Consider the following 22,042-nt stretch of genomic DNA (forward strand, 5'->3'; position numbering starts at 1 on the left):
ATGAAAAATTTCCCCTTTGTTTCCATTGCGTTTGTTTGCATCCTGGGAGCCAGAACAATCGGCTATGCCCAGCACGACCATCCCAAGAGCGATGCCACAACAGAAGGCTCAAGCCACAACCACCTCGCCCATATCCAGGCATCACGGGCGCAAAATTTCTACATCCACAACCTGCCGCCACCCAAGTTGATGACCGGAATTGGCAACTCAAGCATGAAAATCAACACCCAATCCGAAAAAACCCAAGCGTATTTCAATCAGGGCCTCAATTTGCTGCATGGCTTTTGGGATTTTGAAGCCTTTCGTGCTTTCAAAGAAGCCATCCGGAACGATTCTTCAGCCATCATGCCTTATTGGGGACTGCTCCAAACTCCTGGTCCGGAATCGGATAGTGCATTTGCACATCAGAAAAAAGTGGCTGCGAAACAGTTGAAAAAACTGCTCAAAACTGCCAACGAACACGAAAAGTTGTATGCCGAGATTGGACTTTTAGGCGATTCCCTCAAAGAAAAAGCCTATCCGGAAATGGATAAAAAATATGAGATAATTGTGCACAAATTTCCCGAAGACATTGATGCCAAATTGTTTTTAGCCCTGGATAAAATGAGTGGTTTTGATACAAAAATGAATCCCAATGAAGGGCAGCTTTACAGCGAATTTTTACTCAAAGACGTGCAACGGATGGCTCCCAACAACCATGCTTTTAACCATTATTGGATACACCTCATGGAACATTGCTGCCCCGAACGTGCCCTGGCCAGTGCCGATATCCTGACCTCGCTTGCGCCTAAGTCGGGGCATAACGTTCACATGCCCGGGCATATTTACAACCGAATCGGCGATTACAAACGGGCTCACGATGCCTTTGTCGCTTCCGTAAAAGTAGACTCGGCTTACATGAAAAACGAGGGAATTCAGGAAGTAGACAACTGGAATTACATCCACAATATCAACTATTTAATCAACAACTGTGTCCACGATGGCAGATACAATGAGGCACTTTTTTATGCTGAAAAGCTAAAAAGCATGAAAGCAGATAAAGCCAGAAAGAAAATCTATGATGGTTATTTTTTCAACCAGGGTATTCTAGCTCCCGCCAAAATGGAAATGGCTTTTGGCAGATGGGATAAAGTTGTAACCCAACTTGAAAAAGTGATGGCCAGTGACTCTGCTTTTAGTGTTGCCAGCATGGAATTCAAACAATGCTTAACCCTTTTTGCAAAGGGTATGGATGCCCTTGATAAAAATAACCTAAGCGATGCTATTCAATGTTCAAATGGTTTGGATGCAATCCTCTGGCGAAATGAAAAGCAAGCGGAAAAGGATAATTCATTGAACCAACCCTTTTCACGTTTTTCATGGGGGTATCAAAACACCTTAAACATAGCAAGTTTAGAATTACAGGGCCGCATTTCCAGTTATCAAGGCAACTTTGTACATGCGCTGGAATTGTTGAAGAAGGCTGAGAAAAATGAACTGGAATTGGGCTACGGTGAGCCTCCTTTGTATTCCCGCCCTGTGGCAATGAGCTTGGCCCAGGCTTACGAAAAAGCAGAAAGATGGGATAAAGCCATTGAAACTTACCAGGATTTACTCAAAAGATTCCCCAAAAGCGCCTATGTGCTTCATGCCTTGACGGCAGTTTACGCAAAAAGTGGCGACGCTCAAAAAAAACTTGAATATGAACACCAGCTCAAAGAAGCGACCCGATATGCGGATAAAGGGATGTTTGGGTGGAAGTGAAGCTATACCCCACGCGGGATATCTGGACGTTTTTTTCCGATCCACTTAAAGACAAATAATCTGGAATTAATCGTCTTTAAGTGACGGATTGGTGGACAATAGCATTGTTCTGGATGCTTTGTTTGTATAAGGAATCTAAAATGAAATCAACAACACGAAATACCTTTTTCCTTGTGCTGATTTTCGCGCTATCTGCCTGTAAAAATCAGATTCAGGAAGCTACGCTTGAAAGCAATTACTACACCCAAGGCAACACCAACCGCAGCGCCGCTGAATGGGAGCCTGCCAAAGGAACATTGGTCGCATGGCCTTTGGCATTGCCCCACAAATTGCTGGTAGAACTCGCCAAAGACAATCACCTTTACACCTTGGTTGAAAACGATTCCATCAAAAAAGAGGCTCAACAATGGTACGGCAAATGGGGCATAGAGGCTTCCCAAAATACATTCATTTATGTACCCCGAGGGATCGATTTTTGGTGGGTAAGAGATTGGGGCCCAAGTGCCATATTTACACCGGAGGGTACCATGAAACTCGCTGATGCCAACTGCCTTTATGTTCCGCCCAGAGCCAAATGGGGATGCACCGACTCATTGTATTCCTTGTTTTCGGATAAACAGCATGAAACCTTGGAATCAGAAATAGATGACAACACGATTGTGCCACTGGCCAAAGGATTGAACTTGGAAGTATTGAACCTGCCATTCATCAATACGGGCGGCAACTTTATAACCGATGGCTTGGGAACGGCTTTTTCGACTTGCATTTTACCCAGCGAAAACAAATTCCACCAGATACCTGAAGCCCAGTATTTCAAGCTCAACAAGGCGTTGCAAGGAATCAATAGTTACCATATTGTTTCCAATTTTGAAAAGATGGGCATTCAACATATTGACTGCTTCATGAAATTGTTGGATGAAGAACGAATACTGGTAGCCGAGCCGCCTGTAGACCATGAGCTCTATCCCGTTTATGAAAACATCGTTCAAAATGAATTAAAAAAGCTAAAAACCGTATATGGTCGCCCTTACGAAATTTTGAGGCTCAAAACAGACCGATACGAGGGTGAGAAATTAGCGGCGTATTCCAATTCCATCATTGTCAATAAAACCATTTACGTCCCGCTGTTCCAAATTAAAGCCGATAATATAGCCCTACAAACCTGGCAAAAGGCAATGCCTGGTTATACCGTAAAAGGTTTTGAGTTTGCCTTGAAAGACGAGCCCTTCCTGGCCCCTGGCATGCAAGAGCAATATTCATCGGGCTATGGCTGGAAAAGTGGCGATGCCTTGCATTGCCGTACCCGAGCGGTTTGGGACAATGAAATGCTGTTCATCAGTGTCAAACGCCTATCCTCAAAACTGGCAATCAATGACCCCCTGACCGTGTATGCCACTATCATCGATTACAGTAAAAAAGGATTGGTGGCGAATTCACCCACATTGTATTGGCGGATAAAAGGCGAACAAAACTGGAAAACGGAATCGCTTAAATCCGCCGACGATGACACCCATTTCCACACCACCATTCCAGCAAAAGCGCCCCATAAAATCATTGAGTATTATATCTCGGCTGCCTCAAAATCGGGCAATAAGGAAACCATGCCCCGAACTGCACCAAGTGGATTTTACACGGTAGAGCGATAAAGGCACATCCTTTTCCAATCAAAAAACAATAGTACAATGAGTGAAACGAATAGCTTCCCTTCACAGCATCCTTGGGATAGAAACTTCTTTTTATTGATGATAATTTTTGCCTGGCTGGCATTGCTTTCGGGGTTTATCAATGATGCTTTTTTGTTATTGGCCATTTGTAGTTCGTCAGCTTTCATGCCCGTTCACCTTAATTTTATTCGTGGGTATTTATGATTTGATTACGCGTAGAAGATTACACCCCGCTTATGTGCTGGGCGTGCTTTGGGCATTGAGCATAGATGTCACCGCTGGTTGGTTATACTTTAATGATAACTGGCTGAAAATTGCTACAAAGTTGATTGGGCATTAAAATATGTTGCAATCAATTTTAAGCACCTAAACGTATTGTTCTGGACGCTTTGTTTTAAAAGAAAATGTCGCTCAGCCTATGGGTTTAACGAAGCTAGCTTCGGGGCCTCTATGGAGGGACTGAAAATCAATCAACTCAGCAACGAACTGATGGTTTGCTGGTGCGAAAAGCGTCGTATTTTCGTACCATCGAACTACCATCAACCTTTCAGTATGAAAAAAACAGCTTTTCTTTTGCTTTGCTTTGTGGTGAGCACTTTTGCCGCCACTGCCCAAACCAACAAAATCGTCATAGGCAGCATCGATAGCCTCCAATCCAGCATTCTGGGTGAACAACGGAAAATCTGGGTCTACGTTCCCGACCAGGGCAGTAACAGCATTTTTAGCCCTCAACGTTACCCAGTAGTGTATTTGTTGGATGGCGACGGGCATTTTTCATCCGTTGTCGGCATGATTGAACAATTGAGCACCGGAGGCAATAACCTCTGCCCCAAAATGATCGTAGTGGCCATCCCCAATACCGACCGAATGCGCGATCTCACCCCTACCCACATCGACGTCGACCCGCCTTATATCGACAGCACCTCCGCTAAAACAACCGGCGGCGGCGAAAATTTCCTTGCCTTTTTGGAAAAAGAATTGATGCCACACGTTGAAGCAAAATACCCGACTGCGCCCTACAAAATGTTCATCGGACATTCACTAGGCGGTTTGATGGTGATGCAGGCTTTTATTCACCACAACAACCTATTCAACTCCTACATCAGCATCGACCCCAGTATGTGGTGGGACAAACAAAAGCTGCTGAAACAAACGCAAAAGGTTTTGGCAGAAAAGAAATTTGCCGGAAAATCGCTGTACCTGGGCATTGCCAATACCATGGAAGAAGGCATGAACATCAAAACGGTCCATAAAGATACAACCAGAGATTCGGAGCACATCCGCTCCATCCTGATTTTGGATGCTGCTTTTCAAAAAAACAAGCAAAATGGCCTGAAGTACGGTAGCAAATATTACCCTAATGATACGCATGGTTCGGTGCCGCTCATTACCGAGTACGATGCCTTGCGTTTCTTTTTCGACTTTTTTCCGCTAAAACTCGCTTCAAAAGATTATACCGATTCGACCAGTTTGCTAGCGGCTAAATACAAAAACCATTTCGCCCAATTGTCCCAAAAAATGGGATACCAGATCAAGCCCGATGAAGCGGAAATCAATTTTTTGGCTTATGAAATTTTGAAGCAAAAACACTACAAAAAAGCGGAAAGCCTCTTCAAACTCAATGTGGACAATTACCCCGAAAGCTTCAATGTTTTTGATTCATATGGCGATTATTTTGTAGCCATCGGTGATAAGGCCAATGCGCTGGTTCAGTTCGAAAAAGCGCTAGCCCTCAAGGAGACGGAGAGCACCAGAAAGAAATTGGAAGAGCTTAAAAGCAAATAGATGGTGATTTTGTACCATGAGGTTCCAAATCACCATAAAAATCCAAGATTTGGCAAGCTTCAATTTTATACCTTGCCCAACTGTTAAATAAACCTGAATTTAGCAGGTTATACAATCAAAACTGGCTACGTTCAACGTTTATTCGCTTGATTGCTCCTTAAGAGTTATTGATAACCAATAAAAACTAAATACAATGCCTAAAAACCGTGCGCTTCTCCTTATTTTGAGCCTATGCTCAATCGGATTTCTCCAGGCCCAAACCCCCAAGGTGGTGGCCAGCAATCCCGCATCATCCATTCTGAAAAAAACCGTCAAACAAATGGTCCGTTTACCTGACAGCTATGCTAAATCACAACAAAAGTACCCTGTCTTGTTCTTTCTCCAAGTAACCGACGAAATGCTGGAAGAAATTGCGGTGTTAACCCAAAAACTGCACAAAGAAAACGGTACCCCCGAAATGATCGTGGTAGGCATCAACGTGGAAGACAAATTGGAAAGGGAGATGGGAAACGCCGTATACGACAAACACCTGTCCTACCTGGAGCAAGAACTGATCCCTTCCATCGAAAAAAAGTACCGCTGCAATGGACAGAGGGTATTGCATGGCAGATCCTTGTCGGGTTCTTTTACCTTGTACGCCATGCTGAGCAAACCGACCTTATTCAATGGCTACATCGCTGCGAGCAAGGAATGGTATGACGAAAACAATGATTTTTTCACGGGGCTGGCCAACAAGGCACTACAAACCCCTGACAAATTCAAGGACCGGAAAATCTTCCTGGCTTCCTTGAACGGGGCATACAGTAACAGCAACATCCCCGAAGTGAACGAAAACATGACCGCCTTTGCTAAACTATTGACCAGCAAATCCGGCAATAAAATCGCCAGTAAGTACCAAGCCTTTGATGATTGGGGCATATCGCCCTATCCAGGCTTTAAAGAGGGCTTGCTCTTTGTAGCGAAAAAATGACACAATACTAGGTAGCGGCGTGTGAACCCTGAAGGGGCATGCGCCGCTGTATTGAGCAATGGTTTTCAATTTAATATTGTTGTAAGCACAAACACAATTGCAGTAGAACTTTAGAAGAAGTACTATCCATTAACTTTGAAAAAAAATAAAGTGAAGGTTCATTCAGGCTTAATCTAATTTGAAACGTTATATGGAACGCTTTTTTCCTAATCAAAGATACACCAGCAAAGGTGAACCTGAACTAGGTATTGGTATTGTAACAGAAACCAGCAAAGGAAAGGTCAAGCTGTATTTTCCCAGATCCAATGAAATACGACTATATGCATTGGAAAGTGCTCCCTTACGTCGAGTTGTGTTTAAATCCGGCGATATCATCGTAGATACAAAAAAACAATCATTGCTGATTAAACAGGTTGAACTAGAGGGTGAGTTGTATCTGTATTACGGGAAAGACAGAAAATTGTCTGAGGCCGAACTCGGCGATGTGTCAGCAAGACATGGTGTCGATGACAGACTTTTTATGGGTGATGTAGATGCTCCACAAACCTTTGCCTTACGCAGAGAGACACTACAACACGATTACAACCGGAGATTATCTCCTGTAAATGGATTTGTGGGCGGTAGAATCGATCTTATTCCTCACCAACTATACATTGCTCATGAGGTGAGTTCACGATATGCTCCTCGTGTCTTACTTTCAGATCAGGTTGGTCTTGGAAAAACCATTGAAGCTTGCTTAATCCTTCATCGCTTGTTGTTAAGTGGACGAATTTCGAGGGTAATCATTCTCGTTCCTGAGTCTTTGGTACATCAATGGTTTATAGAAGTTCTACGTCGGTTTAACCTGTGGTTTAACATTTTCGATGAAGATCGCTGTGCCTCACTCGATGGCAATGCCCCAGATGGTAACCCCTTTCTCGACGATCAACTGATTATTTGCAGTACTTCATTTTTGGCCGGTTCAGCGAAACGAACCAGACAAGCACTGACTGCTGGTTGGGATATGCTCGTTGTAGACGAAGCACATCATTTGGAATGGTCTGTTGACAAAGTGAGCCCGGAGTATGGGATGGTGGAACTATTGAGTAAAGCAGCCAAAGGATTACTGCTCCTCACTGCAACCCCGGAACAACTAGGTGAAGAAAGCCATTTCGCACGACTTCGATTACTAGACCCAAACAGGTATTCGAATTATCATGATTTCATAAATGAGCCTTCTGACCATAGAAACATTGCCACTATTGTGGAAAAACTGTACTCCGGAAAAAAATTGCAACCTAACGATACAAAAATATTAGAATCCTTTTTCCCAAAGGAAAGAATACTATCCTTAACAAAAGGAGGAGATGTTGCCAAGGATAATCTTATTGAAGATTTATTGGACCAGCATGGCCCAGGCCGAGTATTGTTCCGAAATACCCGATCTGCAATGAGCGGTTTCCCAAAGCGAAAGGCGCATCTAATTCCCTTAAACACAACCAAAGATAAGGCCCTTTGGCTTCAGCGCCTGGCGAATGAGTTTGCCCACGATATGGCGCCCGGAGCTATTGCAAATAAACAGGAATTTTGGTTTGCCGAAGACCCTCGAGTTCATTGGCTTTTAACTACAATGAAGAAACTGTATCCTGCAAAAATACTGCTCATATGCAAGAGCAAAGAAAAGGTGCTTGCATTGGAAAAATTTTTAGTGAAGCGTGCCAATCTCAAAGCGAGTGTTTTTCACGAAGACCTTACCCTTGTCCAACGCGATAGAAATGCGGCATGGTTCTCAGAATCAGATGGCGCTCAAATCCTCCTTTGTTCTGAAATTGGCAGCGAGGGGCGAAATTTTCAATTCGCCCATCACCTCATACTCTTCGACTTGCCGCTTCATCCCGAATTGTTGGAGCAGCGCATCGGGCGCCTCGACAGGATTGGTCAAACAGAAGATATACATATTCATGTCCCTTACCTGGCCAACAGCCCACAGCATGTGCTGGTAAGGTGGTATCACGAAGGGTTAAATGCCTTTGAAGAGAATCTTGAGGGTGGAAATGAAATATCGAAACTATTTCGTGACCAACTGCTAACCTTATCCAACTCTCCCTCCTTCTCAGATTTTAGCCCGGAATTAGAAGCATTGATTACCAAAACGTCCATTTTTCAAAAAGAACTTCAAAAAAGCCTCGCTGAAGGACGTGATCGATTGTTGGAGATGAATTCTTTTCGCCCCAGGATAGCAGCAAAACTAGTGGAGCAAATTAAAAGAGAAGACTGCGATAAGAGCCTTGAAAATTATTTTACAAAAGTCTTTAGCCATTTTGATATAGAAATGGAAGATCTTTCTCCCCGAACCTACTTTTTGCATCCTGCTTCTGCAATCACTGAGGTATTTCCCGCTATTCCGCCTGAAGGTATAAGTGTTACATTCGATAGACAACGCGCGCTTAGTCGGGAAGATATTAGTTTCCTTAGTTGGGATCATCCCATCACAACTGGTGCTATCGACATGGTGTTAAGTTCAGGGACAGGGAGCGCTAGTTTTGGCGTTCTTAGAGGAACCAACAGCCGCGGTATTCTGCTTGAACTACTTTTTGTTCTTGAAACATCGAGAGACCGAAGCATATATGTAGACCGTTTCCTTCCAAATACACTATTAAGAATTGTAGTTGATCATCTTGGCAACGATGTAACAGATCGGTATTCTGTTGAAACATTAGACAAAAAAATGATTCCTGGACAAATAGACGCTTTGCTGGATAATCAAACGTTAATGGAAACGACTCTGCCCAATATGATTTCAGCAGCCACGAAAATGGTGGAAGAACAAAGTACAAAAGAAATAAAAAATGGATTGCAACGCATGAACCTCACACTGAATCATGAAATAGATAGACTAAAAATATTACAGCAAAAAAATAAAAACATCAGACCAGCAGAAATTCAGACAGCACTCCATGAACAGCTGACCCTAACTTCGCTTATTAAAGATGCACGCGTAAGGTTGGACGCCATTCAACTTATACTTTGCGCCGGCGTTGTGCCTTGAGCGTTGAAGGCTTAGACGAGCGGGGTAAATGAATTAGCTTCTGCCAATGCACATTTTCTTAAACTCAATAGTTATTTGGTTGAGTTTACACCTTCCAACATTCTCAAACTTCCAGACGAGGAGAAGCTTCACGCTGATCACCTGCTGGCTTTTGAAGAAATCAGTAAAATAAAGGACGCCAAATATGAAAAACCTACTTTTTATCCTAGTCATTCTTCCCTTGCAAATTGCTTTAGCCCAGCAAAAGCAAAAAATCGTGATCAATGATTTTGAAAACAAACCGCCAACCGAAAACTGGTGGCGGGATAATAAACGGGTAAAGTTTTCTTATGATGAAATCAAAAAGGATCAGATTAATAAGCAGTCCAAAAGCTGTCTCTACGTACGATGGGATTCCATACCATCCAACAAACCATTTACTTGGTTTACCGACCTTAAAGCGGATTCACTCGCCGCTGATGGTATGGAAACAAAATGGAAATCTTTCCAACAGGACACCTGGCTTTCTTTTTGGTGTAAAGGAGGCGAAGGCGACACGTTAATGTTGCACTATCTGGTGCTGAGTAAAGGGCATAGCAGCAAATGGGGATCAACAAAAATGATCCCGGTTACTGCTAAAAAATGGACGTTTTATAAAGTGCGATTTGCCGATTTACAGTACGAAAACTGGGGCAGAATTAAAGCTGATTTTGATTTAAACACCGATATCGGACGATGTTTTGAAGTGGGATTAAGGTCGAGCGCAGTCAGCACTAAAGGTTATATTGAAGCCTGGTTTGACAATATCAAACTTACCAATTACGAACCCTTTAAATAGTGTGGATGAGATTATTGGACAAACTCTTGGTAAGAAAGGAGAATGACCCGCAACAACATTTTCAAAAATAGATGTACTTTTACAACAGTCCCACCAATGGGTTTAGAGCTTGTTTGAAATTTCAATACACTTCTTCTATTTTTGAGATGGCTACACAAAAATATGACATCATAATCATTGGCGCCGGGCACAATGGCCTGGTTGCCGCAACTTACCTGGCAAAAGCAGGCAAAAAAGTCCTGGTGCTGGAAGCAAACGCTGAAATCGGTGGTGCCACGACCAGTGTACGGGTTTTTCCCGATTTTGATGCGCGCCTGTCGCGTTACGCTTACCTGGTTTCCCTGTTGCCTGATAAAATCATTCAGGACCTCAACCTTAATTTTAAGTGCTTATCCCGGCGAGTGGCCAGTTATACCCCGTATGCTGCGCTGGGGCAACATTCCGGCCTGCACGTTTCCAGAGTTTGGGATGAACAAACGGCTGCCTCCTTTGCCTCCTTGGAAGGGGGCGAAGCCGAGATGAAAGCCTGGCAGAAATTTTATGGCGAAATAGAAGAATTTGCCCAGCGCATAGCGCCCACCATGCTAAAACCACTGCCATCCCGCTCGCAACTCAAGAAAGAAATCGGACTTGATCGGGTCTGGGACTATTTGATTGAGGAACCGATAGGACAGACCATCACCAATCATTTTAAGCACGATGTGGTGCAAGGAGTGGTGCTTACCGATGGGCTCATTGGCACCTTCGCTTCTGCTTACGATTTGCAGGCCAACAAATGTTTCCTCTACCACCTGATTGGCAATGGAACGGGTGAATGGAAAGTGCCTCAGGGGGGTATGGGCGCATTGGTACGCGAGTTGGAGCGTGTAGCACTGGCATCGGGTGTTTGCATTTTGACCAATAGTAAAGTCACGAGTGTGCAATCCGATGAACAAGAAGTCTTGGTAAGTCTGGAAAATGGGGATCAATTTTCAGCGAACTACCTGCTCTCCAATACTGCGCCACAAGTGTTGGCAAAACTGCGTGGAAAAAATCCTCCGGCCAGTTTAGAAGGTTCGCAAATGAAAATCAATATGTTGGTCAAACAATTGCCCCGACTCAAATCGGGAGCTGACCCGCGCGATGCCTTCGCAGGCACCTTTCACATCAACGAGAGTTTTTCACAACTGGAGTCTGCCTACCAGGAAGCCAAAGCGGGCAATATACCCGCCTCGATGCCCCTGGAGATTTATTGCCATACCTTGACCGACACGAGTATCCTGAGCACTGAATTGCAGCAGAAAGGATACCATACACTCACACTTTTTGGAATACATACTCCTGCAGCCTTGTTTGATGACCAGCACGACGCCCAGCGAAAATTGGCCCTGCAATCCGCCATCGACTCCCTCAATCAATATTTGCTCGACCCGATAGAATCCGTACTTGCCCAGTCCCCAAATGGTGAATTGGCCATCGAAGCCAAAACCCCACTCGACATAGAAGCGGAGGTTGGCTTGCCTCGTGGGAATATTTTCCATCGGGATTTGGCCTTCCCTTTCCATGAAGAGGACGAAGCGCCTGCTTGGGGGGTAGAAACGGACGATCCACGCATTTTTATTTGTGGAGCAGGTGCCATCCGTGGAGGCGGCGTAAGCGGGATCCCGGGGCACAACGCGGCCATGGCTGTGCTTGAGCGGGGGTAAATGTACACACCACAATTATTCTTTTTTTAACTTGCCTGGACAAAACCGGACGTATGAAAAATACCCTCATTTTTAGCCTGACCATCTGCCTTTGCATTCAGGCGTTTTTTCTCTCTGCCCAATCCTACGTGCCCATTGCCCAAGAATCTAAAATAAAGGTCAAACCCGCCATCGCCCTGCAAGCCTATGGCTTCCCCCTGGAAGATGTACGCTTGTTACCCGGCAGCCCATTTTACACTGCGATGGAAAAAGACGCCGCCTATCTGCTCAAAATAGAGCCCGATCGTCTTTTGCACCGCTTTTATGCTAACGCTGGCTTGCCCACCAAAGCCCCAGTGTATGGCGGTTGGGAAAGTGAAGGCCTGTCGGGGCATACCCTCGGGCATTACCTGTCCGCTTGCGCTTTGATGTACGCGGGCAGCAAGAATGAAAAATACAAGGAGCGAGTAACCTATCTGGTTCAGGAACTGGCACGTTGTCAAGAGGCGCGCAAAACGGGTTACGTGGGGGCCATTCCCAAAGAAGACAGCATTTTTGCTCAGGTGGCCCGGGGCGACATCCGCTCTTCTGGCTTCGACCTCAATGGAGGCTGGTCTCCCTGGTACACCATCCACAAGGTGATGGCTGGTTTGGCTGATGCCTACCTGTATACCAACAATGACCAGGCCTTGCAGGTGCTCAAAGGTATGTCCGACTGGACCGGAGCAGTGGTAAACAAACTCGATGACGCCCAACGCCAAAAAATGCTCAAATGCGAATACGGCGGCATGAATGAAATCCTGGCCAACGTGTACGCCTTCACGGGTGAAAAAAAATACCTCGACCTCTCTTACAAGTTCTTTGATGACTTTGTGATGGAGCCCCTCTCCAAAAAAATTGATCCGCTGCCTGGCAAACATTCCAATACCAATGTACCCAAAGCCATCGGCAGTGCCCGTCAGTACCAGCTCACAGGCAATACCCGGGATCAAACCATCGCCTCCTTTTTTTGGGAAACGATGGTGCACAAGCACAGCTATGTCATTGGTGGAAACAGCAACTACGAATACTGTGGCGAAGCCGGCAAACTCAACGATCGACTCAGCGACAATACCTGCGAAACCTGCAATACCTACAACATGCTCAAGCTGACCCGGCACCTCTTTTGTCAGGAACCCACCGCCGAGTTGGCCAATTATTACGAGCGGGCTTTGTACAACCATATTTTGGCTTCGCAAAACCCGGAGACGGGCATGATGACCTACTTTGTCCCCCTACGGATGGGCAGCAAGAAGGAGTTCAGCGACGAATTCCGCACATTCACCTGCTGTGTGGGTAGCGGTATGGAAAACCATGTCAAATACAACGAGAGCATCTATTACCACAGTGCAGATGGAAAAGGGCTTTACCTCAACCTGTTCATTCCATCCGAATTGAATTGGCAGGCCAGGGGAATGACCGTTCGCCAGGAGACAAACTACCCACAAAGTGGGAAAGTAAGCGTCAAATTTAGTGGCAAAAAAGCCCAAAAATTCAGCCTGTACCTACGCCGCCCCTGGTGGATGAGCACCAACTGGCAACTAAAAATCAATGGCAAACCCGTCGAAGCCATCGCCCAGTCCAATGGGTATTACAGCATCAATCGCAAGTGGAAAAATGGGGATGTGCTCGAACTGGACATGCCCATGCAGCTCTACACCGAAAGTATGCCCGACAATCCCAATCGGATTGCCTTTTTGTACGGACCCATCGTTTTAGCTGGTCAATTGGGCAACAAAATGCCCGATCCATTATACGGCACTCCCGTCATTTTGAGTGCCGAGCGTAAAGCCGATCAACTGGTACAGCCGCAAGACCTTGCTGCTTTGAAGTTTCAATTGAGCCCAGCAGTAGCTAAACCCCTGGCACCAGTGTTGATTCCCTTTTTCCAAAGCAATAAGGAATATTACAGCGTGTACTGGGATTATTTCACGCCTGAACAATGGACGGCCCGCCAGGCCGAATATGAAGCCGAAAAACAACGCCAACAAAAAATCGACGCTCAGACCCTCGATAATTTCCGCATCGGCGAAATGCAACCCGAGCGCGACCACAAGCTGGAAGCTAGTGAGCGCTCTTACGTCAGCGATGCCCTGGGGGTAAATGGCCGGGAAGCTCGTACCGGGCACTTTTTTGCCTTTGAAATGAAAGTACAACCAGGTGCCAAAAACCGCCTGCTTTTCACCTACATCGGCGACGACAAAGACCGCAAATTTGACATCAAGGTAAATGGCCAATTGCTACTCACCGAAACCTTGACTGGTGGACAAACGGGGCGTTTTTACGATCGAGAGTACCCGATACCAGCCGAAATGTTGACAACTGGGGATAAAATTGTGGTGCGAGTAGAGGCCAATTATGGGAAAACTGCGGGCCGGGTATTTGGTGCCAGAATATTGCGGGACTAATTTCAGGGGCGATAAAAAAATAAATTGTTCATTTTGCCAAAGGATTAGATAAATAAACGTTTCATTTCAAGTGTCTTATCTAATCCTTTAGCTCAAAAAAAATGAACATTTATTTTTGCCCCACTACCTAGGTGGAGTTCCAGAGATTTTGTACTCTTGCCTGTTCAAATTCAAAACAGCCATGCGCAACTATATTTATTTTACTTTGGCTCTGGCCTATGCTCTTTTTTCTTGTACAAGTGATCAAAGTAGTTCGGAAGTACAAACTGCTCTGGATGAATGGTTTCCCAAACAGTACAAAGTTGTGGACGGTACGGAAGTCAATACCGCAGACTCCCTAGTGTTGATCCCCATTCAGTCGGTCGCTGATCCTAAAATTCAGTTTACGATCGATTACCAGCCCAAAAAGGAAAAAGGGGGCATGATCAAAGATTCGATTCAAAGCGCTTTTGAAGCAGCCAAGGTTAACGCTGAAGCAGCGGGTAATTTATTGGCGGCATTGCAAAAAAATGGCTTTAAAAATGTGGTAGTAGGAACCAACCTGGCTCAGAATGCGGTTGAGATCCAATTGTATGAGGAGCCTTTCAACTCCATTTTCACCTCCCGCATGAAGCAAATTCAAAAAGTTAGTGCCGCCTGGGCTGCCCAGCGCAATATGGTGCCTTGTCGCTTAAATTTGAAAGTAATGGACCCTAAGGCCTGGGGGAAAAGATTCCCAGAAGTACTCGATACCCGCTTCGTCAATCGGGCGAATGCCTGGGTTTATGAAAATACAATCGCAGCGGCCAATGCTGATTTGGCTGATCCTGGATCCTCAGAGTTCTTGCCTGGAAGCCTGAGTTTGAGTGGCAAAAGAGAAATGGAAGTCCGCAAAAAGATCCACGACGATGTAGTGGATTTTTTGCGGACCTCCAAAAAACTGGACTTTCATGTTGAAATGATCGCCATGGTCAATACCGAATGGGATTTGCGCAACATGGAAACCATCCGCTACTATTTTCCTTATTGCCAACAGAGTGAAACCACCAAAGCCAACGGAAGTTGTATGGGGAACTTTGATGGTCGTATCTCTTGTGTCTACGATTTTAAAACGGGAAGGACGCAAGTGGATTTTTAATTCAGCAAATTCGGAAACTGCTCTTTCAACTGATCGTCCAGGGTATCGGCCCAGTGTTCGAAATCACTGATAAAAGTAGACAGTTCATTAAAATCAATGCCTTTGATGTCCCGCTCAAAGGTGGCCCAAACTTTGTTGGCATTGGGTAAAATGCTGAATTTAATGCCGAATTTCTCATCGTTTAACTCCAACAGTCGGCGGTAAAAAGTGAGTAGTTGGTTGGTTGCTGGCACGTCCATCACCGGGCAAAAAATGCGGATAAAATCACGTCGTGATCCATTGTCGTAATTGAGCTTGTGGATCATGATCTGGATGGTCGCACTACCTTTGGTCCAGCTCCAAAAAAGCTTCTCCGAATTGTACACGGTGTGTCGATCCAGGCCAACAGACTCTGCGTAGCAGTGTACCATTTCTACCACCTTGTTGTACTGCACATCGGCAGGATGAGATGGGTTTTGTGTGTTTTCCATGGGTATTGTCATTGGGTTATGAAATACCCACAATATCGGAGTTTTTTAAAAATTATCCCAATTTCACCGAAGTCATAGTCAAAGACCCACCTACCGCTTTGTCATTGAAAAAATGCACTGGATCGTTCTTGTCTTGTAGGCCCAAAATGTAGAGCAATGGGTAATAATGATCGGGTGTAGGAATGGCCAGCTTGGCCGATTTGTTCAAGTTTTCATAATTGATCAGCGGTTGGTGATTGCCATCGCTGATGTGTTTTTTAAAAACCTCGTTCATCTCAATGGCCCAATCGAAGCCGTAAGACTCTTTTTGTAGGTGCTCCCAGGCAACCATCCGCAGGTTGTGCACCATATTGCCACTGCCCACGATGAGCACGCCTTTTTTGCGCAGCTCTGCCAATTCCTGGATTAGTTCGTAGTGGTACTGGGGTGATTTGTAATAATCGATGCTCAGTTGTAAAACCGGGATGTTGGCTTCGGGATACATGTGGCGAATGATCGTCCAGGTGCCATGATCCAGGCCCCACTCGTGATCCAAACCTACTTCAGTCTTGGTGATCAGTTTGCGCGTGTTTTCGGCAAGTACCGGGTCGCCAGGAGCGGGGTATTGCACATCGAATAAGGCTTGAGGAAATCCACCAAAATCGTGAATGGTTTTTGGCGCGGTCATCGCGGTAACATGGGTACCTCGGGTGAGCCAGTGCGCCGAAACCACCAAAACTGCCTTTGGCGTGGGAATGTCTTTCGCCAGTTGTTTCCAACTCTGACTAAAGGCGTTGTCTTCAATACCGTTCATGGGCGAACCGTGGCCCAGGAACAAAAGAGGCATTTTTACGTCTTGTTCTTCCAACTCATCGCGGAAGTTTTTGAAAGATCCCATCGTCATCATAAGCGCAGCTCCTGATACAGTTTTGATGAATGTTTTGCGTTTCATGCGCAAGTTTTTTGTAAAAACGCTACGAGGTAAAAAATAGTTGTATATACATTGAATTTTGGAAAACCCGGGAATGTACGCGTTTCAGCTGTTCTTGTGATTCGCGGGTGGTGGAATGCTGCGCCATTGTTTTTAAAGCGAATCAACGGCGGTTTTGATCCAGTCTGCATGGGCTAAAATTTTGCCTCGTTCTTCAGCATCTATTTTGTCCCAAACCTGATAAGCCATCCCAATGCGGGGATTGCCGCGCAGTTTGTCGGCGTGCCGATCATAAAAATCCCAATAAAGAGCATTGAAGGGGCAAGCTTGGTGGCCATAACGCAAAGATTTATCATAATGGCATTTCCCACAGTGATCGCTCATTTTGTGGATGTAATTGGCACTGGAAACATAGGGCTTGGTGCCAACTATGCCGCCGTCGGCAAACTGACTCATGCCCCGGGTATTGGTAATTTCAACCCATTCCAGCGCATCAATGTAAATGCCCAAATACCAGGCGTCTACCTCATCGGGGTGCACCCCCAAAAGCAGGGCGAAATTACCTGTTAGCATCAAGCGTTGAATGTGGTGGGCGTAGGCTCGATCCAGGGACTGGCCAACTGCTTGTGCCAAGCAGCGCATTTTGGTTTGGCCCGTCCAGTACCAGCTGGGTAGTTTGGCTTGATGATCAAAGTAGTTGAGCTGTGCGAAGCCCGGCATTTCCGCCCAATAAATCCCCCGCATGTATTCCCGCCAACCGATGATTTGCCGCACAAAACCTTCCAAGGCTGAAAAGGGCACATTTTGCTGGTTATTTTGCCAATAACTGATGCAGGCATCCACTACTTCTCGGGGACCGATCAATTTCACATTCATAGAAAAGGACAGCCGGGAATGGAACAACAACCAATCCCGATCGATCATGGCGTCTTGGTAATCACCAAAAGCCCGCAGCCGAATCTGTACAAAGTGTTCCAGTAACGCCAAACTTTCGGCGCGAGTAACTGGCCAATTAAAATGCTTTGTTTGAATCGAGCCCATTGTTTTCACCCCCATCTTTTCCAGCATTAGTAGGATATCCTCAACATCGCGGTATTGTGCCAGCGTTGGAGGAACACCAAGATTGGCAGGCATTTTTTTGCGGTTTTCCGCGTCGTAATTCCAACGTCCACTAAGTGGCGTTTTTCCATCTGGCTCCATCAGGATTTGGTGTTTTACCCGCATTTTACGGTAAAAACTCTCCATCAGGTAGGTCTTTTTGCCCTTGAACAAATCAGCCAGTTCGTTGCGGGTACTCAGAAAATGCTCAGTGTCATAAACCTGGTGGGGAATAGCCAGGCCTTTGCAAAAAGATAGCAGCAATTGATCCACTCGCCATTCATCGGGTAACTGGTATTCCATTTTTTGGATGGAATAAAGCTCGATCAGTTGTTGACAATTGGATGCAAAATCTTGTTGATTGTCAGGATCATCCAGCTGGAAGTACTTCACCTGATGGCCTGCTGCCTGGAGTTGGCTCGCAAAAGCCCGCATGGCGAGGAAAAAGGCACAAACCTTTTGGACGTGATGTTGAACGTACTGGGTCTCGGGTAAAATTTCCATCAATACGTACAGAACGGAGGGGTCTTTATCCTGTAACCAGGAATGGTTGGCATTGAGTTGGTCACCAAGGATGAGCCTCAAAGTATAGTAAGTCATTGGATACGGTTCGATGAGTTGCTGGTTCTAAACAAAGCGCCACGAACTTTGTTCTTAGCACCACATCAAAAGGATTGAGCCATGTCAAAACATTACCTGGTAGTGGGTGGAAGCCACGGAATTGGATTGGAAATTTGTCGAAAATTGCTCGAGCAAGGCAATGAGGTCACGGTCATTTCGCGTACACTGGGCGAGTTGAGTGAATTACCAGGTGTGACTCATCATGTGCTGGATGTGAGTACGGAGGAGATTCCCGCCGCCATAATTCCCGAAAATTTACAAGGTTTGGTGTATTGCCCCGGGAGTATCAATCTGCGGGCTTTTGCCAGTTTGCCACTTGCTTCTTTTCGGGAAGATTTTGAGATCAATGTAGTAGGTGCCATCAAAAGTATTCAGGCTAGCCTCAAGGCGCTGAAAAAGAATCCAGGCAGCAGTATTCTTTTGTTCAGTACTGTAGCGGTTGGTCAAGGCATGCCGTTTCACAGCAGCATCGCCGCAGCCAAGGGTGCGGTAGAAGGATTGACTCGATCCTTGGCCGCCGAACTTGCTCCGGGTATCCGGGTGAACTGTATTGCTCCTTCTTTGACCGATACCCCTCTGGCCGCACGCCTTTTGAGCAGTGATGAAAAACGGGAAGCTGCGGCCAATCGGCACCCCCTCAAAAGAGTAGGAGCCGCCAGCGAACTAGCGGCTCTGGCTACCTTCCTGTTGACTGCTGATGCTGCGTGGATCACGGGGCAGGTCATTCACGCAGATGGGGGGATGAGCGCAGTACGGGTATAAGAAGCTATTGGAGTTTATTGATTGACAATGGGCAGACTGAGGCTGGCAGTATTGTTGCTCTCAGACATTTCTGCAACTACACCTGTTGCATCTACTTTAAAACTGAGCGTTACGTTGCTCGAGCCATAGGGCGCATTGCGGTGAATCAAATTGTCGGGCACCACAAATTCTACCTGCACTTGCTGGCCTGCTGCCAAGGCTCCAATGTTCTGGCTCCTTTTGAGGCTTTGGGCGGTGAAAGATTCATGATCCACCCGCCAGTTGTAGGTCACTTCAATGCTAAAGTTTCCCGTAGCAATAGGGCCGGTATTGCGCACTGTGAGCAGCACCACTCGGGCTTGTGGTGAGCGGTAAATCTGTTGGGGTTCCCCATTGAAATTCAGCTCTGGTTTGAGGTTTAGATCAACAGCCCGCACTTTGGGTTGAACCGCCAAGCGGGGTGATTGAATGGGTTGGCTTTGGGCTTGTAAACTTTGGACAGCGCAATAGAACAGTGTGATGAAGAGGAAAATGGGTCGCATGGCTTGGCTATTTTTGTTGGTACAAAGCTGGGGCTTTGAGGGAACAAAAACATCCTCATAAAGGGGGAGAGCTGAAAAATACCATATAATAAGGGCTACATTACTGTACGTTTTGCTCGGAGGAGATCAATTGCCACGTGCTTATGAAGTTTTTCGTAAAAAACGATCTTTGAAATATTGGTAACTTAGCATCAAAAAGAGGAGAGATGAGAATCTATCTAACCTTGAGCGAAGGGGAAAAAGAAGCCTTGGAAGGCCTCTTGAAACGTTCACCCAAGCCCTATCTTCGAGAGCGAGCGAGTGCCATTTTACAAATTGCGTCTGGTTCCTTTGGCAACGAAGTTGCAAACAAAGGCTTACTGCGACGTCGGCGCAAGAACACGGTCTATGACTGGGTGGTTCGCTACAAAGCAGGAGGCATCAAAGGCTTAGAACAAAAGGCAGGCCGCGGTCGTAAGCCTGGGTTTTCCCCCTCTAAGCCCCCCACAACTACAAACCCAGGTTGAGTTGGTGGTAGGTCAAAGTCCAACTAACTTTGGTTTAGATCAAAGTCGGTGGACGCTAAAGGCATTGAGGGAAAAGATCGAGGCATTTAAGGACTACTCCCTGGGTGGAGTGTGGCAAGTACTCAAAAAAATTGGGGTTCGCCATTTACGAGCACGCCAATATGTACATAGCCCTGATCCAGCTTATCAGGCCAAAGTAGAGTACCTGCTACAGCAAATCCGAAGCCATAATCCTGGAGAGCAGGAAATTTATTTCTTGGATCAGCTCACCGTATATCTCCAGCCCACGATTGGCTATGACTGGAGTCCAGCTTCGCAAAAGCAACCCTTGTGTAGATTAGGTCATTATTCCAATAAAACGTTCAGAATCTGTGGCGCTTTAAATGGACTAACGGGCCAAACCCACTATTTGATTCGTCATAAAATCAAGGTACCCACCATCATTCAATTTTTTGAGGAACTCACCCTGAAGCATCCTCAAAAAACCATTTGGGTCATCCTGGATAATTGGCCGGTTCATTTTCACCCCGACGTCCTTGCTGCTTTAGCTCCTCAGCAATCTCCATTCCCCATAATTTTACCCAAATCATGGCAACATCTCAAGCCTAAAGCAAAGTTCAAGGGTAAAAATTTACCCGTTCAATTGTTGTTTTTGCCCACTTATGCTTCTTGGCTCAATCCCATTGAAAAAATGTGGCGATGGCTCAAGCAAGATCTTTTGCACAATCATCGCCTGGTCGATCAATGGGATGCATTGAAAATTAAAGTCGAACAATGGTTTGCACAACCTGGTCATCAAAACCAGCCTTTGCTTCAATATGTGGGCCTAAGGGCTTTACAGTCGCCTTTTTATCGCCCTTTCGCTGATGTTAGTTCCAATATGTCAAAGAACGCTTTTTAAAGAAAACTTCATTAGCGCGTGGATCCGAGGTTTCTTTGTTGATCTGGCTTTAGCCACAGCCTTAATTTTCATGCTAGGGCTAAAGCCCAAATCCGAGAGGGCTGATGCCCCCAGGCTGAAGCCAGGGGCAATTGATGTCCTTCTAGCTAAATGTCTAGTGTATGAGCTAAATAGTCGGAGTCCATTTTACACCTAAATGATCAGCTAGTTCATGGGTGCTGGCAAAGGAAAGGAAATCATTAGTATCACCATTGTTGATGCGTTCAACATCTGCTAACAGCAAATCAATAGGATCGGCATCTACGATGGCCTCTAATTTATCCAGAATAGCCTCATTCTCGATGTCCATCAAACGTTTAATCAAATGTAATTTCCTTGCATCAATAGTCATTGATCCATTGTTTTAGCTGATAATAAAAGTACAAAAAGGTTTGTTCCTATGCCAGTCTTTGTTTAACGTTTGCTGAGGCCCTTAATCCCCCACACAATTAAACCTATCACACTTCCCCCGATGGCCGCAAATGCCAATATCCATTTAAAGAAGGTAAAAATGCCACCCAGTTTCGCTACGCCCACCCATTTTTCAGGATAAGTACACAACAAAGTCACGATGACCAGGTTTTCAGCGTAATCAAAGACCATTGCGAGGAGGGGCAAAAATGCCAGATAAGGCAACCACCTATGGGTTGGTGCTATTTTGCGCACCAAAAAAGTGATCAACAACGCGAAAGCAAAACCATAAACAAGCGGATAAACCACATCCGCAGTGAGTTCAATGGTGCGGTACAATTTGCGACCAGCCTCACCATAAGACTCTATCAGGGCAAAACCCTGATCAGGGGTCCAGGTAGGAATACTCAAGTCGATGGGTTGAGGATGCTGATTCATCACCAGAGCCATCAGGAGTTGCATGTACGGCATGACGCCCAGCATAAAAATGAGATCGAGAATGACCAGGACGATCACATTGCGGCCAGTGGCCCATTTTTGCAGTTTGGCAAGCATGGTTTTAGGTTTT

Annotated in this window: 18 protein-coding genes; 12 read left to right on the forward strand and 6 right to left on the reverse strand. The window is 45.6% G+C overall.

What is annotated here, in order from left to right; all coding sequences use genetic code 11:
- The 9 genes from ACO08K_RS09255 (at position 1) to ACO08K_RS09295 (ending at position 15,235) form a co-directional block, all read left to right on the forward strand.
- Positions 1–1,743 carry a tetratricopeptide repeat protein gene (locus ACO08K_RS09255; RefSeq protein ID WP_421796112.1) on the forward strand — a complete coding sequence of 581 codons (1,743 nt, stop codon included), beginning with the start codon at positions 1–3 and terminating at the stop codon, positions 1,741–1,743.
- 140 nt (positions 1,744–1,883) lie between these two features.
- Positions 1,884–3,389 carry an agmatine deiminase family protein gene (locus tag ACO08K_RS09260; RefSeq protein ID WP_421796113.1) on the forward strand — a complete coding sequence of 502 codons (1,506 nt, stop codon included), beginning with the start codon at positions 1,884–1,886 and terminating at the stop codon, positions 3,387–3,389.
- Positions 3,390–3,959: 570 nt separating this feature from the next.
- The gene (locus ACO08K_RS09265) at positions 3,960–5,192 is read left to right on the forward strand and encodes an alpha/beta hydrolase-fold protein (RefSeq protein ID WP_421796114.1); all 1,233 of its coding nucleotides are present in this window, start codon (positions 3,960–3,962) and stop codon (positions 5,190–5,192) included.
- Between the two features lie 193 nt (positions 5,193–5,385).
- A complete protein-coding gene (locus ACO08K_RS09270) occupies positions 5,386–6,162 on the forward strand; it encodes an alpha/beta hydrolase (RefSeq protein ID WP_421796115.1) in 777 nt (258 codons plus the stop codon).
- Positions 6,163–6,352: 190 nt separating this feature from the next.
- On the forward strand, positions 6,353–9,190 hold the full coding sequence (gene rapA / locus ACO08K_RS09275) for an RNA polymerase-associated protein RapA (protein ID WP_421796116.1): 2,838 nt from the start codon (positions 6,353–6,355) through the stop codon (positions 9,188–9,190).
- 184 nt (positions 9,191–9,374) lie between these two features.
- Complete coding sequence (locus tag ACO08K_RS09280) at positions 9,375–10,007, forward strand: hypothetical protein (RefSeq protein ID WP_421796117.1); 633 nt, start codon at positions 9,375–9,377, stop codon at positions 10,005–10,007.
- Between the two features lie 146 nt (positions 10,008–10,153).
- A complete protein-coding gene (locus ACO08K_RS09285) occupies positions 10,154–11,692 on the forward strand; it encodes a phytoene desaturase family protein (RefSeq protein WP_421798303.1) in 1,539 nt (512 codons plus the stop codon).
- A 53-nt stretch (positions 11,693–11,745) separates the two neighbouring features.
- Complete coding sequence (locus tag ACO08K_RS09290; RefSeq protein WP_421796118.1) at positions 11,746–14,118, forward strand: beta-L-arabinofuranosidase domain-containing protein; 2,373 nt, start codon at positions 11,746–11,748, stop codon at positions 14,116–14,118.
- Positions 14,119–14,299: 181 nt separating this feature from the next.
- Entirely contained in the window at positions 14,300–15,235 is a 936-nt protein-coding gene (locus ACO08K_RS09295) for a hypothetical protein (protein WP_421796119.1), read from the forward strand.
- Here ACO08K_RS09295 and ACO08K_RS09300 read toward each other — a convergent pair.
- The 3 genes from ACO08K_RS09300 to ACO08K_RS09310 all read right to left on the reverse strand — a co-directional run bounded on the left by ACO08K_RS09300 (position 15,232) and on the right by ACO08K_RS09310 (position 18,313).
- Positions 15,232–15,705 carry a YbjN domain-containing protein gene (locus ACO08K_RS09300; RefSeq protein WP_421796120.1) on the reverse strand — a complete coding sequence of 158 codons (474 nt, stop codon included), beginning with the start codon at positions 15,703–15,705 and terminating at the stop codon, positions 15,232–15,234. The two genes, ACO08K_RS09295 and ACO08K_RS09300, sit on opposite strands and share 4 nt — an antisense overlap.
- 52 nt (positions 15,706–15,757) lie before the next feature.
- Positions 15,758–16,591, reverse strand: a complete 834-nt coding sequence (gene ygiD / locus ACO08K_RS09305; protein ID WP_421798304.1) for a 4,5-DOPA dioxygenase extradiol — start codon at positions 16,589–16,591, stop codon at positions 15,758–15,760.
- A gap of 177 nt (positions 16,592–16,768) precedes the next feature.
- Entirely contained in the window at positions 16,769–18,313 is a 1,545-nt protein-coding gene (locus ACO08K_RS09310) for a cryptochrome/photolyase family protein (RefSeq protein ID WP_421796121.1), read from the reverse strand.
- A gap of 81 nt (positions 18,314–18,394) precedes the next feature.
- On the opposite strand from ACO08K_RS09310, the gene ACO08K_RS09315 reads away from it, so the two are divergent.
- Entirely contained in the window at positions 18,395–19,096 is a 702-nt protein-coding gene (locus ACO08K_RS09315; RefSeq protein WP_421796123.1) for an SDR family NAD(P)-dependent oxidoreductase, read from the forward strand.
- A 14-nt stretch (positions 19,097–19,110) separates the two neighbouring features.
- Here ACO08K_RS09315 and ACO08K_RS09320 read toward each other — a convergent pair whose 3' ends face one another.
- Complete coding sequence (locus tag ACO08K_RS09320) at positions 19,111–19,617, reverse strand: CARDB domain-containing protein (protein ID WP_421796124.1); 507 nt, start codon at positions 19,615–19,617, stop codon at positions 19,111–19,113.
- Positions 19,618–19,823: 206 nt separating this feature from the next.
- Between ACO08K_RS09320 and ACO08K_RS09325 the strand changes: the two genes are divergently transcribed.
- Positions 19,824–20,123, forward strand: coding sequence for a hypothetical protein (locus ACO08K_RS09325; protein WP_421795433.1), 300 nt, complete (start codon positions 19,824–19,826; stop codon positions 20,121–20,123).
- Positions 20,124–20,127: 4 nt separating this feature from the next.
- Positions 20,128–21,024 carry an IS630 family transposase gene (locus ACO08K_RS09330; protein WP_421798283.1) on the forward strand — a complete coding sequence of 299 codons (897 nt, stop codon included), beginning with the start codon at positions 20,128–20,130 and terminating at the stop codon, positions 21,022–21,024.
- Between the two features lie 166 nt (positions 21,025–21,190).
- Here the strand turns inward: ACO08K_RS09330 and ACO08K_RS09335 are convergent, their stop codons facing one another.
- Together ACO08K_RS09335 and ACO08K_RS09340 are read right to left on the reverse strand one after the other, a co-directional pair.
- Entirely contained in the window at positions 21,191–21,415 is a 225-nt protein-coding gene (locus tag ACO08K_RS09335) for a hypothetical protein (protein WP_421796125.1), read from the reverse strand.
- 62 nt (positions 21,416–21,477) lie between these two features.
- Entirely contained in the window at positions 21,478–22,029 is a 552-nt protein-coding gene (locus tag ACO08K_RS09340; RefSeq protein WP_421796126.1) for a hypothetical protein, read from the reverse strand.
- Positions 22,030–22,042 lie beyond the last annotated feature (13 nt).

This window comes from Haliscomenobacter sp., from assembly GCF_965225875.1.
Taxonomy (GTDB): domain Bacteria; phylum Bacteroidota; class Bacteroidia; order Chitinophagales; family Saprospiraceae; genus Haliscomenobacter.

Coding starts and splice junctions, on each gene's coding strand:
- ACO08K_RS09270 (WP_421796115.1), top strand. CDS start 5,386: ATGCCTAAAAACCGTGCGCTTCTCCTTATTTTGAGCCTATGCTCAATC.
- ACO08K_RS09335 (WP_421796125.1), bottom strand. CDS start 21,415: ATGACTATTGATGCAAGGAAATTACATTTGATTAAACGTTTGATGGAC.
- ACO08K_RS09295 (WP_421796119.1), top strand. CDS start 14,300: ATGCGCAACTATATTTATTTTACTTTGGCTCTGGCCTATGCTCTTTTT.
- ACO08K_RS09315 (WP_421796123.1), top strand. CDS start 18,395: ATGTCAAAACATTACCTGGTAGTGGGTGGAAGCCACGGAATTGGATTG.
- ygiD (WP_421798304.1), bottom strand. CDS start 16,591: ATGATGACGATGGGATCTTTCAAAAACTTCCGCGATGAGTTGGAAGAA.
- rapA (WP_421796116.1), top strand. CDS start 6,353: ATGGAACGCTTTTTTCCTAATCAAAGATACACCAGCAAAGGTGAACCT.
- ACO08K_RS09300 (WP_421796120.1), bottom strand. CDS start 15,705: ATGGAAAACACACAAAACCCATCTCATCCTGCCGATGTGCAGTACAAC.
- ACO08K_RS09325 (WP_421795433.1), top strand. CDS start 19,824: ATGAGAATCTATCTAACCTTGAGCGAAGGGGAAAAAGAAGCCTTGGAA.
- ACO08K_RS09285 (WP_421798303.1), top strand. CDS start 10,154: ATGGCTACACAAAAATATGACATCATAATCATTGGCGCCGGGCACAAT.
- ACO08K_RS09260 (WP_421796113.1), top strand. CDS start 1,884: ATGAAATCAACAACACGAAATACCTTTTTCCTTGTGCTGATTTTCGCG.
- ACO08K_RS09255 (WP_421796112.1), top strand. CDS start 1: ATGAAAAATTTCCCCTTTGTTTCCATTGCGTTTGTTTGCATCCTGGGA.
- ACO08K_RS09320 (WP_421796124.1), bottom strand. CDS start 19,617: ATGCGACCCATTTTCCTCTTCATCACACTGTTCTATTGCGCTGTCCAA.
- ACO08K_RS09265 (WP_421796114.1), top strand. CDS start 3,960: ATGAAAAAAACAGCTTTTCTTTTGCTTTGCTTTGTGGTGAGCACTTTT.
- ACO08K_RS09310 (WP_421796121.1), bottom strand. CDS start 18,313: ATGACTTACTATACTTTGAGGCTCATCCTTGGTGACCAACTCAATGCC.
- ACO08K_RS09290 (WP_421796118.1), top strand. CDS start 11,746: ATGAAAAATACCCTCATTTTTAGCCTGACCATCTGCCTTTGCATTCAG.
- ACO08K_RS09280 (WP_421796117.1), top strand. CDS start 9,375: ATGAAAAACCTACTTTTTATCCTAGTCATTCTTCCCTTGCAAATTGCT.
- ACO08K_RS09340 (WP_421796126.1), bottom strand. CDS start 22,029: ATGCTTGCCAAACTGCAAAAATGGGCCACTGGCCGCAATGTGATCGTC.